The organism is Endozoicomonas ascidiicola (genome assembly GCF_001646945.1).
Lineage (GTDB): Bacteria > Pseudomonadota > Gammaproteobacteria > Pseudomonadales > Endozoicomonadaceae > Endozoicomonas > Endozoicomonas ascidiicola.
In genome coordinates this window covers 349,487-363,927 of the sequence record NZ_LUTV01000004.1, presented here as the reverse complement: position 1 = coordinate 363,927, position 14,441 = coordinate 349,487, and the positions used below count along the sequence as shown (strand labels likewise).

General features: G+C 45.7%; 10 protein-coding genes and 1 riboswitch. Of the genes, 8 read left to right on the top strand and 2 right to left on the bottom strand.

Annotated elements, in window-relative coordinates; all coding sequences use genetic code 11:
• The first annotated feature begins 23 nt into the window (after nucleotides 1–23).
• From guaA to AKL11_RS12180, 4 genes are all read left to right on the top strand, one after another.
• On the top strand, nucleotides 24–1,601 hold the full coding sequence (gene guaA / locus AKL11_RS12195; RefSeq protein ID WP_067517765.1) for a glutamine-hydrolyzing GMP synthase: 1,578 nt from the start codon (nucleotides 24–26) through the stop codon (nucleotides 1,599–1,601).
• 161 nt (nucleotides 1,602–1,762) lie between these two features.
• Nucleotides 1,763–1,933, top strand: a riboswitch (Lysine riboswitch).
• A 133-nt stretch (nucleotides 1,934–2,066) separates the two neighbouring features.
• Complete coding sequence (locus tag AKL11_RS12190) at nucleotides 2,067–3,659, top strand: Na+/H+ antiporter NhaC family protein (RefSeq protein WP_067517763.1); 1,593 nt, start codon at nucleotides 2,067–2,069, stop codon at nucleotides 3,657–3,659.
• 107 nt (nucleotides 3,660–3,766) lie between these two features.
• Nucleotides 3,767–4,195, top strand: coding sequence for a CesT family type III secretion system chaperone (locus tag AKL11_RS12185; protein ID WP_067517761.1), 429 nt, complete (start codon nucleotides 3,767–3,769; stop codon nucleotides 4,193–4,195).
• 58 nt (nucleotides 4,196–4,253) lie between these two features.
• Nucleotides 4,254–7,652: a glycosyltransferase gene (locus AKL11_RS12180; protein ID WP_067517758.1), complete on the top strand. Its 3,399-nt coding sequence runs from the start codon at nucleotides 4,254–4,256 to the stop codon at nucleotides 7,650–7,652.
• Between the two features lie 176 nt (nucleotides 7,653–7,828).
• Here AKL11_RS12180 and AKL11_RS12175 read toward each other — a convergent pair whose 3' ends face one another.
• Nucleotides 7,829–9,133 carry an ISKra4 family transposase gene (locus AKL11_RS12175; protein WP_067518446.1) on the bottom strand — a complete coding sequence of 435 codons (1,305 nt, stop codon included), beginning with the start codon at nucleotides 9,131–9,133 and terminating at the stop codon, nucleotides 7,829–7,831.
• Between the two features lie 50 nt (nucleotides 9,134–9,183).
• Nucleotides 9,184–9,372 (bottom strand): hypothetical protein, encoded by a 189-nt coding sequence (locus AKL11_RS25180; RefSeq protein ID WP_157673540.1) that lies wholly within the window; start codon nucleotides 9,370–9,372, stop codon nucleotides 9,184–9,186.
• Between the two features lie 608 nt (nucleotides 9,373–9,980).
• Between AKL11_RS25180 and AKL11_RS12170 the strand changes: the two genes are divergently transcribed.
• The 4 genes from AKL11_RS12170 (at nucleotide 9,981) to AKL11_RS12155 (ending at nucleotide 13,922) form a co-directional block, all read left to right on the top strand.
• Nucleotides 9,981–10,310, top strand: coding sequence for a MarR family winged helix-turn-helix transcriptional regulator (locus AKL11_RS12170; RefSeq protein ID WP_067517756.1), 330 nt, complete (start codon nucleotides 9,981–9,983; stop codon nucleotides 10,308–10,310).
• A 378-nt stretch (nucleotides 10,311–10,688) separates the two neighbouring features.
• Nucleotides 10,689–11,747 (top strand): DNA-binding protein, encoded by a 1,059-nt coding sequence (locus AKL11_RS12165; protein ID WP_067585600.1) that lies wholly within the window; start codon nucleotides 10,689–10,691, stop codon nucleotides 11,745–11,747.
• 11 nt (nucleotides 11,748–11,758) lie between these two features.
• Nucleotides 11,759–12,868 carry a tyrosine-type recombinase/integrase gene (locus AKL11_RS12160; protein WP_157673539.1) on the top strand — a complete coding sequence of 370 codons (1,110 nt, stop codon included), beginning with the start codon at nucleotides 11,759–11,761 and terminating at the stop codon, nucleotides 12,866–12,868.
• Nucleotides 12,869–12,905: 37 nt separating this feature from the next.
• Nucleotides 12,906–13,922 (top strand): protein DA1, encoded by a 1,017-nt coding sequence (locus tag AKL11_RS12155; RefSeq protein WP_301335654.1) that lies wholly within the window; start codon nucleotides 12,906–12,908, stop codon nucleotides 13,920–13,922.
• The last annotated feature ends 519 nt before the right edge of the window (nucleotides 13,923–14,441 follow it).

Sequence of the window (14,441 nt, the reverse complement as noted above, 5' to 3'; positions counted from 1 at the left end):
TGAACAAAGGATGAAGATTTATCATGTCCCAGGACATCCATTCCGACCGTATTCTTATTCTTGATTTTGGTTCCCAATACACTCAGTTGATTGCCCGTCGGGTTCGTGAAATCGGGGTTTACTGTGAATTGCACCCTTGGGATATGTCCGATGAGGATATTCAGGCTTTTGCACCAAAGGCGGTGATTCTCTCCGGTGGCCCGGAATCTGTGACTGGCGAGGATTCTCCGAGAGCCTCCGAACTGGTATTGAATCTTGGGATTCCGGTGCTGGGCATCTGTTACGGCATGCAAACCATGGCTGAGCAGCTGGGTGGAAAGGTCAGCACTTCTGATTTGCGCGAATTTGGTTATGCCCGGGTGGATCTGGAAGGCAAAACCTGCCTGTTTAATGGCATTGAAGACCATGTCGGTGAAGGCGGAAAACTAAGCCTGGATGTTTGGATGAGCCATGGCGATAAAGTCAGTGCGATTCCTGAAGGGTTCGTGGTAGCGGCCTCGACGCCTTCATGCCCTATTGCTGCGATGGCTTGCGAAGAGAAGCAGTTTTACGGTGTTCAGTTCCACCCGGAAGTGACTCACACTGCCCAGGGTTTACGAATCCTCGAGCGTTTTGTGGTGGACATTGCGGGCTGTCAAAAGCTGTGGACCCCGGGTCAGATTATTGATGACGCCATCGCACGAGTTCGTGAACAAGTGGGCGATCAGAAAGTGCTGCTTGGTCTTTCTGGTGGTGTTGATTCCAGCGTAGTGGCAGCACTGCTGCATAAGGCTATTGGTGATCAGCTGGTCTGCGTGTTTGTCGATAACGGCCTGCTGCGTCTGAATGAAGGCGATCAGGTTATGTCCATGTTTGCAGAAAACATGGGTGTGCGCGTGATTCGTGCGGATTCCGAAGAACTGTTTCTTGGTCGCCTGAAAGGTGTTCAGGATCCGGAAGAAAAGCGCAAGGTTATTGGTAACTCATTTATCGAAGTATTTGATGAGCATTCCAGTCAGCTGGATAACATTGCGTTTCTGGCCCAGGGAACGATTTATCCGGATGTTATTGAGTCTGCTGGCTCGAAGACGGGTAAGGCCCATGTGATCAAATCTCACCACAATGTGGGTGGTTTGCCAGAAGATATGAAGATGGAGCTGGTGGAGCCGCTTCGCGAACTGTTTAAGGACGAAGTTCGGAAGATCGGTCTTGAGCTTGGTCTGCCTTACGATATGGTCTATCGCCACCCATTCCCGGGGCCGGGTCTTGGTGTGCGTATTCTTGGCGAAGTGAAGAAGGAATACGCGGAAATCCTGCGTCGTGCGGATGCCATTTTCATTCATGAGCTTCGTGAAGCGGGTTGGTACCACAAAACCAGTCAGGCGTTTGCGGTATTCCTGCCAGTGAAGTCGGTTGGTGTTGTGGGCGATGGTCGTCGTTACGAGTATGTGATTGCACTGCGTGCTGTTGAAACCATTGATTTTATGACTGCTCGCTGGGCTCATCTGCCTTATGAATTGTTGGAGAAAGTATCCAACCGAATCATTAATGAGATCGACCGGGTCTCCCGAGTGACCTACGATGTGTCCAGCAAGCCACCGGCCACTATTGAGTGGGAGTGATTCTTGATTTAAAGAGATAACGGTATCACTAAAAATCATGGCCGGCTTTGAGCAGTCAGTCAGGATTTTGGTTTGTGAATCCTTTCCTCTGGTGCATAATGCACCCTTCAGGGTTGGCGCGGTCAGTATTTAAGATTGCGCTTTAACCTGTGATCCTCTTCTTCCTGTTTAGAGGCGCGCTGTTTATCAGTACATTGGGTCAGGACGACAACCGTAGCCCAGTAGAAAGGAAACAGTGCCGAAGTGAGTCGGACTGTCGAGTCGGCTTGCTGGTAGTGCATTGAATAAGTGTATTACTGTCACAGTTTTTACTGTGGAGAGCTAACGGGTACTGTCGAAGCGTGCAGCGTTAGTCTGCACCCCCTTGAAGTACACTTGCCTCCTGATCAAATGATAATTCTCCCGTCAAACTTTCCAATTATGGAATACACTGGCTGGTGGGATCAGAAATACGAGATCAGTTGTATGGAATTGACCAGTTTTAGTGATACGTCGATATCGTTATTAGCGCCTGCTGTTGCGATTATTCTTGCGGTTATTACCCGAAAAGTGCTCTGGTCGCTGGGAGCGGGTATTGTCACCGGTGCATTGCTATTGACCGGATTGAATCCTCTCATCACCCTTCAGCGTATCTTTGATGGCTTCGTGGATGTGTTCTGGGATGGAGGCCTTAATCTAAGCAATATTTATATTCTGTTGTTTCTGGTGGTGCTGGGCATCATTACCAGTTTGATCAGTATTTCCGGTGGAGCGAAAGCGTTTGGTGAGTGGGCTAGAAAACGTGTGAAAACCCGCCAAGGCTCCCAGGTGCTGACCGTCTTTCTGGGCATTATTATCTTTATTGATGATTATTTTAACAGTCTGGCGGTAGGTAGCATTAGTAAGCCTCTGACGGATCGTCATCGCGTGTCCAGAGCCAAGCTGGCATATCTCATTGATTCTACGGCGGCACCCATCTGTGTGATTATGCCGATCTCCAGCTGGGGAGCCTATATCATTGCTTTGATTGGTACCATTATGGCCACGCATGGGCTTTCTGATGGTAGTCCGGTGTTTTCCTTCCTCAGTATGGTGCCAATGAACCTGTATGCGGTTTTCGCCCTGGCCATGGTTATGTGCACAGCGGCGATGGACTTGAATGTAGGGCCAATGGCTAAGCATGAGAACGCGGCTCTGGCTGGTAAGCTTTTCGATACCAGTAAAGGAAACCCGCCTGGTGCGCCCCAGCTTGAGGAAGATGAGCATGGCCGGGTTTCGGATCTGGTTTCTCCTATCGTTGTACTGGTTATTTCAACACTGACAGCTATGATCTGGACGGGAGCATCTGCGCTTACTGAAAACAAGCTGGCTTTCTCTGTGTTAGGTGCTTTTGAAAACACCGATGTGACTCTGTCTTTGATTTCCGGTGGTTTGATTGGCCTCGTTTACGCTGTAATACGGTTGCTGAACAGGAAAATTGATGGTGCTATCTGGCAGAAAGCCATCGTGGAAGGCAGTAAGTCGATGTTGCCTGCCATTTATATTCTGATCTTTGCCTGGGTGTTGACCGGGATTATCGGGCAGCTGGAAACCGGAAAGTATTTGGCCAGCCTCGTCAGTGGCAATATTTCACCCAGTTATCTGCCAGTGATTTTGTTCATTGTGTCTGGGATTATGGCGTTTGCAACAGGCACAAGCTGGGGAACCTTTGGCATTATGCTGCCCATTGCCGGAGATATGGCTGCTGCTGCAGATATCGCCATGATGTTGCCAATGCTGGCTTCTGTTCTTGCTGGCGCAGTCTTTGGTGACCATTGTTCGCCGATTTCGGATACCACGATTCTGTCATCCACTGGTGCCTCATGTCACCATATGGATCATGTGAATACCCAGTTACCGTACGCGCTGAGCATCGCCGTGGTGTCCATGATTGGCTATCTGGGCATGGGGATAGCTGAGTCTTTCACCGTTGGTTTTGTTGCGGCTTTGGTTGCCTTTCTGGTACTTGTTGCTGTTTTTAAGCGCATGGCGCTGAAATCCTGTGAGGTGAAAGCGCAGCCAGGGCCGCTGGTGGAGTGATATTGGTCAACTATTCTTATTTAAGGATGGAATTCAAATGCTAAAGATGATCCGGACAGCAGGCAATCCAGCCTTCCGGATCATCAAACCACAGGAGCAGGGACGCTATGGGTTTTGATCAATTAATGAAAGACTTCGCTGCCCGGCAGCAGCTAGAAGAGTTGGAACCGCAGAATAATCGTTACACGATGACCATTGACAAGAATATGGAAGTTTCTTGTTTTCAGGCGAATGGTCGGGTTTATCTTTATGGCGCCCTGCAGGAGCTTCCTCTGGATATTCAAAAGCGTGAAGAACTTATTAAAAAGTTGTTGGAACGCAACTTAATGCTGATGGCGTCTGAGCGTGTTTCTCTTTGTATTGACGATGAAATAAATGTCCTGGCTCTATATAGCTCGTCACCTGTCAATGGATTGAGTCTTGGTTTGCTCGAGGATCAATTCTCAGAGTTTACAAATAACTATGAGCTATACAAAAACGTTATCGGTGGTAACCGTCAACCCCCACCTTCCACAGCAATGATGCTTATGCCCTAATAGAACTCCCCTTGAGTGCGATAAAGAAGGTATATCTATCCTTGCAGGTCCCAGTGATATGCCTTCAAAAAAAACGCCAGCTCGCTCTGCCATTTTCGGCAGTATTGTTGGTAGTGCAGGAAACGCATATTTTAACGGACTGTGCCGAGCGAATGATGAATTTCTGAAAGCGATCATTCGCTACAGTCGCTTTACGGAAATCCATCTATTCACCCATTTGCAGCAAGTGCAAACGGTTAAGTCCAGTTGGGCTGATTACCTGAGCCGTTATGGCAGTGACAAAACGATTCGTTTTCTTCCAGTTCATGATCTTCATAATTACTTCTCCAAGGTTCAGTATCAGGTGTTCCACCATGGGGATCCCTGGATAGGTCAGCTTTGTGCTTTGCGTGATGCCTATTGTATTGAGCCTTTTCCTATTACAGGTCGTGCCCACACGCTAAGTACGGATTCAGATCTGTCGAAAAGCAGGGATTTAATACTGTCACCTCTTAAGCCATCCGATGCAATTCTCTGCAGCAGCAAGTCACAGAAAACGGTGATGCGACGATTGCTGTCTTCAGCAAGTTCGAGAATTTCGGACAGTCTTGGTGTGGCATTGCCTTATAAAGGCACATTGTTGGATCTGCCGTTAGGTGTTGAAATCAATGGCTGCAGTTTGGAGGGGCGAGATGGTGTCAGAGAAGAGCTGGGTTATCAGGAAGATCAGTTTGTTATCCTGAGTTTGGGAAGAATATCGCCATCGGATAAGATGGATTTACACCCCATGTTATTGGTGATTAGCGAACTGGTTGAATCCTATGGTCATAGGAATGTTCGTTGGGTGGTTGCGGGTTCAGGGGATGCCGCCAGTGTCGCCATTCAAAGCATTCTCAGTAAAGCCTATGAATTAAATATCGAGGATTGTATACAATTCGAACTCTCTATCGATGACCAGAGAAAGCAAAAGCTGCTTTTGGCTTCTGACGTATTTCTTTCTCTATCAGACAATGTTCAAGAGAGTTTTGGTCTGGCTCCGCTGGAAGCTATGGCATATGGACGTGTAACTGTACTGTCAAACTGGAACGGTTACAGCGAGTTAGTGGAAGATGGGGTAAGTGGTTATCTGGTGGATGCTCGGTCGGCCAATCTGGATCATATCTCACGACCAGCAGGTGTTTTTTCGATGGATCAGGCGCATTTGATTCAGGCACAAAGCACAGCCGTTGATACTGTTCAGTGCGCCAGCATTATTCATCAATTGATAGAACACCTAGGCATTCTGTCCGACATTGGTGAGGCTGGACGACAACGGGTGAATGCATTATTCGCATGGGAGTCCATTGTTCAACAATATCATGTACAGGTTGAGCTCCTGGGTAAACAGGCTGTTTCGGTTTCAAACCTTTCTCGCCGAAATGTGGGTTTTTCCTATCACGGGGTCTTTGAGCATTATCCAAACCAGCTGCTTTCTAATGACAGTCTGCTCAAAACCACAGAACGGGGCATCAGAGTATTACTGGGTGCTGAATCGCTATTTTTCTATGAAGAAATAAGCGCCTATCTAAATATAGATAGGGTTAAATGGGCCGCTCAAACGTGTCTTGAAGGACAAACACTGGCTGAATTACAACATCAGTCAAATGGCGAGAAAGGTGCTTTGTTAGTGTTGTCGTGGATGTTGAAATACCAGCTTTTGGAGGTGGTGGATAAAAGGGCAGTAACAACTTCATTAAATCAGCATCGATGGTGGCCGGAAGAGTCCAAGTTGTCTTCTGGGGTTGCTGGTCACATAGAGGTTGCTGAACTCCATAGGTTTCACCTTCTTGAACCATTGCTTTGTTGGCTGGATGGCATAATGACGGCCTATCATGGGGAGACTGAGAATGGGAAGCTTCGAGCTGAACTGCTGGAGCCCATTTTTCACCATCTTGATAAACAGCTACTGCAGGCGATTGGCTGGGCAGCGGAGGCTCAAGGTAATTATCAATATGCGGAAATGCTGGATCACATCGATGAACGTGGAGGCATTCGCTATCTCAGTTCTGAGTTTCCTCTATGGTATCGATTAAATCGCCTTAAGATTATTCATTATTTAAGAGAGGTGAAAACACTCTTTGAACGGCTGGGAAAGGATGTACCTGCCATTAAAAAATATTTTGTTTCTGATGGCGGTGAGATGGGTCGCATAGAACGTATTGTGATTCCTGAGCGTGATGGCGCCGAACTGATCGCATTTCTTCACTTTAGTTGTGGATTAAAGCTGGTCTATAAGAATCGAGATATTTCGATGGATCAGATGATTGTGGGAAAGGTAAAGCAGGATAATAATGTCGCTGCTCTTCTGAACCCTCTACTGGGTGATGCAGCGATTGCTACTTTAAAAATGTTGCCCTGTCACGATGCTTTTCATTATGGCTATTGCGAATTTGTTCAGGCTGGTGTTGGTAATGTTCTCAATAAAACTCAGGCTCAAAAATATTATCGACAGTTGGGCGTGATCTCTGGTTTATCGTTGCTTCTTGGTTTGGGTGATCTGCATCATCGTAATGTCATCACCAGTGAAGGTGTGCCTTATATTGTGGATGCCAAAACGGCTTTCAGTGCTGAAGTATTGAACGCCGTTCTTGCTGAAATTGACCGGCCATTAAGTGGGAGCGCCCGTGGGATTGGCAATTATGCGCTGGGTAAGACTCAGTTAATGTGTGTGTTAGAGCAGTTTCACAATGCCCGATACCGTCATTGCTCTTTCAAGCTTGACAACGGTGAGATCCGGCAGGCTGATCTGATGGAGCATGAGCTGGTCATAAATAATTATATAAAGGTTGGAAATCGTCATTCCCTGAGTATGGATAAACCGTTTCTTTGTGGAGAATATGCTGACTCTTTTGAAAAAGGTCTATTAACGCTGTTTCATGCGATTGAAGATCGAAGCAAAGAATGGTCAAAGCTGATTAAATATTTTGATGGTGTGAGAACGGTTTATTTGCCCAGAATGGATCGAGATATGTTGGCGATGCAGCACTACTCACTGCATACATTTGTGGGCTTCCAGAAATTAAGCAGCGTACAGGTATATGATTATTTTTATCATCTGTGTGGTCGGATTTGCCGTGGGGGAGAAGCGGTTCAGCGATGGTTAGATAGCGAGCAAAGAGAGCCGGTGACGGTGCTTGCTGAGCATATGGCCAGAAATGTGGTGTCAGGAGAGCATAATCAGTTTATCAGGATTCTTGGTGAGCCATCTGTGTTTTCACTTATGTCGCGTAGAAAAAATAACAAATTGATTGCAGACAATTATTTCAGCCAAGATTCAATCAAGTTGGCGCTAGAGGTCTCAAAGAAAATAACATCGGGATCGGATGAGGCAAGGAAATACAGGAATCTACTCTCTGTCGTATTAAAACAATGGTTGATGGAAGAGGTGGTTCCTGGAAGAAATATGCCTGAAGCAGTGAAGAATCAGCTGCCTGATTAACTGTAAATGGACCGATCACATGCCACTGCTGCCCAATATCAGGAAGCAAGGGTAGGGCGGATGTATGTATGGGTTTTAACAGTAATAATGTACTTTCCAGAACGAACACTATGTCCACTCTCCTTAATAGGTACACCAGAGAAAATTGCATATATTTCAGAGGGTGCTCAGCCTGATCAATGTCCTGTCTGAAGGTTATGAGTAATTGGAAAACCGTATTGATTCATTTTTTTCCAAAAAGATGACCAATGTCCTGTTGAACATATGATCGCTCGGAGTGTTAACAGCATTGAGGCACCTTCTTCTTTCCAGCGCATACCTGATCTGCACATCCTCTGTTTCACTAATATTTTACAGGCAGCTTCAGTAACCCCAGAGCCGATGGGTAAATGGGCGTTTAGTGCTTCCGGATATTCCATCTTTTTCCAGTTGTTCTTAAAGTAGGTTCTTGCCTTGTACAGCTTCTCCATCGAGGCCAGACGATTATTCCCCGGTGATGAGTTCTTTAACTCCTTGGTCAGGCGCTGCGCCCCACCAACTTCATGTTTCAGCTCATGGAGTTTTTCTTTCAGCCATGCATGTCGTTGTTGCTTGTTTTTAACTCCCGGATAGATCGCTTCCGCGGCGTCTGCCACATACTCAGAAGCATGATAAAAATCCAGAACCTGAACGGACACAAAAGGCTTAAGGAAAGTCCAGTTATCGGGRGCACCATCSGCGACRCCAACATAAGTGGCATCAGGGAATCGTCGTTTAACTTTTTCWATCTCTGCAGAAAATCGCTTCATAAAGGTTTGCTTGCCATATTCAGGCGCTGCAGCGCAGTAGATCGTATGAAGTCGATCACCGTCATCATTCAATAATGAAATGGTTCCACACATAGCAATGCGGTAGTTGCCATCACGATAGAGCAGAGTTGTTCCATCCAGGCCAAGAGATACGGTAGCTACTGGCTCTGGTAGTTGAGGAATGTCGTAAGTCCAGCTTTCTTCTTTTGCCTGGGCAATACTGGCCACGACATCAGAAATATCTTTAAGCGTRGCCCGGCTGCTTGATCKCCTGTGATTCTGAAGCAAATCTGCTTCAACCTGAGGAGCAGYCATGTTGGCATACTTCCAGCTGACCATRCGAGCAAATGCTGGCGTCGAGTTRACGACAATGCGYGCATTCTGATCAAGAGGRCAGAACGTTTTACCTCCCTTACTGCTCTGATAAACATAGCGCTCTACTGGACATTGCCCCCATGGAGACTCATAAACCTTGAGTTCCTTCTTTTTCTTGCAGGTCATACTGATGGAGCCAAGCTGGATAGGAGAGCCATCAGTGTCGAGGTATTCCAGCTGTTTGGCAGATGCCAGACGGCCAGCATCATTAAGCTCGTCCTGTAACTGCTCTTCAAACTCCAGCATTGACTTTCCATGCTGGATAGTGATGAGAACTTGGGTTTCGGAGTTTTTTGAAGAAAGTATCTGGGCAGGCATGGCAGCAAACATAAACGTCAGTAGTCTATTACTAATAGAGTAGATGCTTTTTAAATACTTGCTACATTATTCAGGCTGAGCACCCGGTCAATGGGTGCGCCATTAATCCATCGTCGAACGGTATTTGGGCAACGGTGGCAGAGTATCGCGGCGTTTTCAGGCTCCAAATGCCATTCCAGGCGCTCAAAACGGGTGGTTTTTTGCAGGTGTAAGCACGGCTTTTTAGACTTAGTAGGCATAATAAATACTGCTTATAGTTATTAAGAAGAATAAAAACCGGTTTTCAGAATGAATAGCAATTCAGATCAAATGTATATCTATTCAAATAAGCGCGTCCAAGCCAGACCATGCTACCAGCGTTAAACCCTTATTATCATAGGCATTTATGACGATTTCGCAGGAAGGGAGTAAAATTAATGATGGGTAACTATGCTTTATGAATGGTTATTCATTGTTTTAACATAATATATATTATGCGAATACTTGGCATTATTTAGGCGATACCTTCGTAGAACGTTTGGAGTTATAGAATTTTTTCTGAAAACTGTTGTCAAAGCCATAGGCGAACAATAGAGACTTTTAATGGGAGACATTCACTCTGGGAAGCGTTGAACTTTTCCTGACAACCTGTTCCCTAACGTAACAGTTTTGTTACTTATTGCCGAAATATTTAACGACTGCGTCCATAAACTTGCTAAGACAGTAGAAAACTGTCTAATATTTATTTTGGTATAGCAGTCACCACAAGTGTTGTGAACAAAGGGATTTAGCCAACAAGGAATGAAAATAAACGACATTCTTAGTTCACAACAGCCCTGAAAATTAACTCTAAAAAAGGTAACTGCCGATGACTTTAAAAGGCTTGGTTAAACTGACTCAACTTATGCAAGAACAACCGCTGACCGTAATCCAGTGGCAAATACTTCTTGTAGTGGCTGAGAACCCTGGTGAGACCATCACCGATCTTGTGAACTCTGAAAAATTGACCTGCGGGACACCTAGCGATATTGCTGTCAGTGTTAAGCGTCTTGGCGAAGGCCGTCATGATCGTCCAGGACTTGGACTGATCAAGAAGGTTCAACATGAAGACGATGGCCGTTATTTCAAGCTGACTCTAAGCGCCAAAGGTAAGAAGTTGGTAGAAAAAATAAAGCAAAAGTCTCGTAATTTTAAGTAAGGGAGGGGTTTTCAGGGCTCACCCTATGCAATAAGAGTATCTATGCAGTTACTCTTAATACCTGAGCCCTCCTCCTATTTATCTCCAGTCACATTCCCTCTCTCAGTATGCCCCCTACTCCCCCACTTACTGAGCACGTTGTGTTGATCGCAAAAATTGTTCTTTTGCGCCTCCAAATCTAACGCCCTCGTACCTGACAACCTGGTAATGCTTTCAGTGTTCATCGAGACCTTAATTTAGTCATCTTTTTAATATATCTCGCCAAAACTACATTTTAGTACCGGTAAGAATAGTTACCGGCATTAAAGTAATTGTTGATAGAACTGATAATACCAGTATTATAATACTGGTATTATCAGTTCTACGAGAGCAACGAAAATGCAGGAATCTACAGAAAGCGACATGAAGCGAACCCGAATCTTTCATATTCTTGATGAACTGCAGGAGAAAGGAGAGCGGATAAACGCGGACAAAATCGCACGACTGGGTAAGATGGGTAAGCAAACCATTCTTCCTTATTACAACGAATGGCGGTTTCTCAGCGACCTGAGTAAAGATGAAGACATTGAACTTCCTCAGGATCTGGTAAAAAGCCTGAAGCGAGAGATTGGCAAGTGGAAGCACTCCCTGACTGAGCAGCAACGCTCACAGGAAGAAGCGTCTAATCAGGAAATCGATGAGCTCAAGCAAACCATTCAACAGCTGATTGAAAAAAATGAAACGCTCTCTAAAGAAAATAGAGAATATAAGACGACGAACGAGCAAATAACTCTTGAGCTGGGACAATGCCAAGAGACAGAGAAGCAGCAGGCTCTACAAATACACTCCCTGCAATCAAAACTTGAGCAGGAGCAAGAGTGCAGCATTCAGACCATTGACGCATTGAATGAGCAAAAGCAAGACCATCAGGAATCAGTGAAAGCGCTTGAAAAACAGCTAGACCAACGACACCAGGAGCAAATCAATCATTGGTTAGGTGTCGTGGATGATGAGAGAAGAGCCAAAAAGAGTCTCGAAAAAAGCATCACTTACCAGAATGACAAAATCCACTCTATGAGCAAAACTCTCATGGAGTTAGAGAACCGTCTGGAAAACAAATCCCGCGCTTATCTGAAGGCGTGCGAAGAAAAAAATGATCTTGCAGCAACAACCAAAGACCTTAAGACCTCCTCAGACATAGCTGAGATGATCAGTCTTCTTCTGGATTGTGGCAACACCGAGATCATCGCGACGGTTAGAGAACTACTAAGCGACAAAAAAGAACAGATCCACCTTCAGCGGCAACTGGATGATATTTCGCAATCAAAAGCACAGCTGGAATCAATTTTGAAAAAAAACGAATCAAAACTGGCCAGATTTAACCAGCTCGAATTAGAAGTAGAACACCTCAAAGGTGCCGCTGAAGCCTTCGAGAAGGCAGTGTCTGGTAAAAAATAATGAGTAGTATCATGACTATATTTGGCTCCGCTGTAATGGAGCTACCACCTGCCCCGCCCCAGGCATCACCGCTGCATCAAGACAATATGCTTGGCGCCAAAAATGATGCAGAAGCCCTGCAATTCTATCTTCAGAAAGCCGGCGCACGCTCTGAAGAAACCCTAAGGCGCTACGATCGTGAAATCACCCGATTCACTGCCTATTTATACTTTGAGCTAAAAGTCAGCTATCAAAGCGTACGACTCAAGCATTTACAAAACTACCTGACCTTCATTCAAACACTGCCATATCACTGGACAACCCAAGGCATTCTACCCGGCCAACCAGAAAGGGTGCTGTTTAAGTCTTCCATAAAGCCCGGAAAGAGCACCGATCAGGTGATCGATGTGTTGTCGTCCTTTTTCTCGTTTCTGGAGAAAAACAGATACATTACAGGGAATCCAACTGCAGCACTGATCCGATCTGGCGAAAAACTGGCCCGAGGCAATACCGTCGTACGTTACTTTCATGACTCAGACTGGGAATTCATCAAGAAGTGTATTGACCACCTACCCTCTAATACATCAGGTCAAAAGATGGAGGCAGCTCGAACCCGATACATCATCGCTTTAGGATATGGACTGGCACTTCGAGAATCTGAACTCACCCATCACAACTGTAACGATATACATCCAGATAACGACAATGGTTTTTACTTAAGTGTACTGGGCAAAGGGAAAAAGCGCCGGCATATCCCGCTCAACAACCAGCTTCGAGACACAATCATGGACCTCAAGCAGCTATACGGCATTGATAATCTTTATGGTGACACATTTCCACTGGCACCCAGGCACAGGATGCTAAATAACACCCTATGCGCCCTATCCCCAAGAGGGTTAAGACAATGGTGGCGAACCTTTATGAACCGATGTGCAGTCAATGCTGAACCGGAACTGAAAGCCCGACTCAGCACAATGCCATTCCACGCTTTGAGGCACACAGCATTAACCCATCTGGCGCGTAAGATGGATATTGAAGATCTCGCGATTTTTGCAGGACATGACTCCATTCAGACGACAAGCCAGTACTATCATGCAGAAGCCAGTCGTTTAAAGAGAATGTCTGCCGATCACTATCTTTGAACTAACAGCACAGCACTCAATATTATCAATACTATTTGTGAAAATTTGTAAGGGATGCAGAAAACCAATATCAGGTAATGTCGTGAATGCCATGGGCAAGCATTGGCATCCACATTGCCTGCTTTGTAAAAGCTGCCGGCAACCGCTGCAAGGTGGCTCATTTGTAGTATTTAGAAAAAAACTGTATCACTCTCAGTGTGTTCGCTGCCCGGGCTGCAAAAAACCGATTTCAGCAGAATACGTTGAACACAACAAAATGCCCTGGCACCCTGCCTGCATACCAACCAGGGGTAACAAAAAATGCTCAGTATGCAGAAAACCACTAACTCGCCGGTATTTTGTTGATTTTTGGGGTAACCCCTATTGCGATCAACATCAAAATCATCCGGAATGCTCCAGCTGCGGCCGACTGGTTTGCGACAACCTCACCGATGGTGCCATGCAGTATCCCGACGGTGTCGTGATTTGCAATCAGTGCAGCTTGAACGGCGTCTCCACGCAGGCACAAGCGGATCAGATTGCGGAAGAAATGCGCTTCGCACTGGCCTCCGTCGGTTTAAAGTTAAACTCCACCCAGACCCCAGTATTTCTATGTGGCCGAGATGAGCTGAATGGCGCCAGTCATCATAATTTCCATGACAACCACCCCATTCTTGGCGTGACTCGCACCAATACCACTCATAGTCGCGGGGAGATTCTGGCGAGAAATTTTGACTGCATCCTGATTCAGATCAACCTGCCAGAAGAACATTTCCGAACCGTGATGATTCATGAATTAACCCATGCCTGGTTTTTTTATAATTATTTTCTGGATCTTCCTCTAAAAGTCGAAGAAGGCATGTGCGTGCTCATGGAGTACATCTGGCTCAAAAATCTGGACACAAAAGATGCAGAGTTCCGGCGCAAACAAATCGCATTAACACCAGACCCCATTTATGGCGATGGTTTTCGTGAAGCAAGAGAGGCTTTACGTCTTATGCCGCTCTCAAAGCTACTGTCGTACATTAAAGAAAAGAAAAAATTCCCTACTCGGTGGGCTGCGTTTTTCTACTGAAGCTAAACTGATTTAATCACTCCACACATCCGTGCAAACCTATGACTATCGTCGTTCATCATATATCCATAACCTGTGGCAATATCGCAGAATGCGAAAAATTCTACAGCCTTTTTGGATTTCACACTCAGACGCAATACAAAGATGACAACGTTACTATTCTTCTTATGGCGCTAGCCGGCTCAGCAAAAATCGAGCTATTCCAGTTCGCAACACCCTGCAAAATAAGCTCTACGACCAACTATTTTCCGAATATAAACAAATTGGGAATCACGCACTTTGCACTTCAGATTCCAGAACTGGAATCAATGAGGAAACAGCTAGGAGCCTGTCGGACTTAGAACAACTTTTGAGTATAATACCCGCAAGATCGTAAAAGACAGCCAGCCAATGAACAAATGGACTTTCAGACCCATTGACCGAGACATCCCTGACTTTTTTCCTGCCACTGTTCAGGATTATCTGCCAGAGGTGCATCTTGCTCGCTTTGTTGTAGAGGTGGTTGAGCAGCTAGACCTC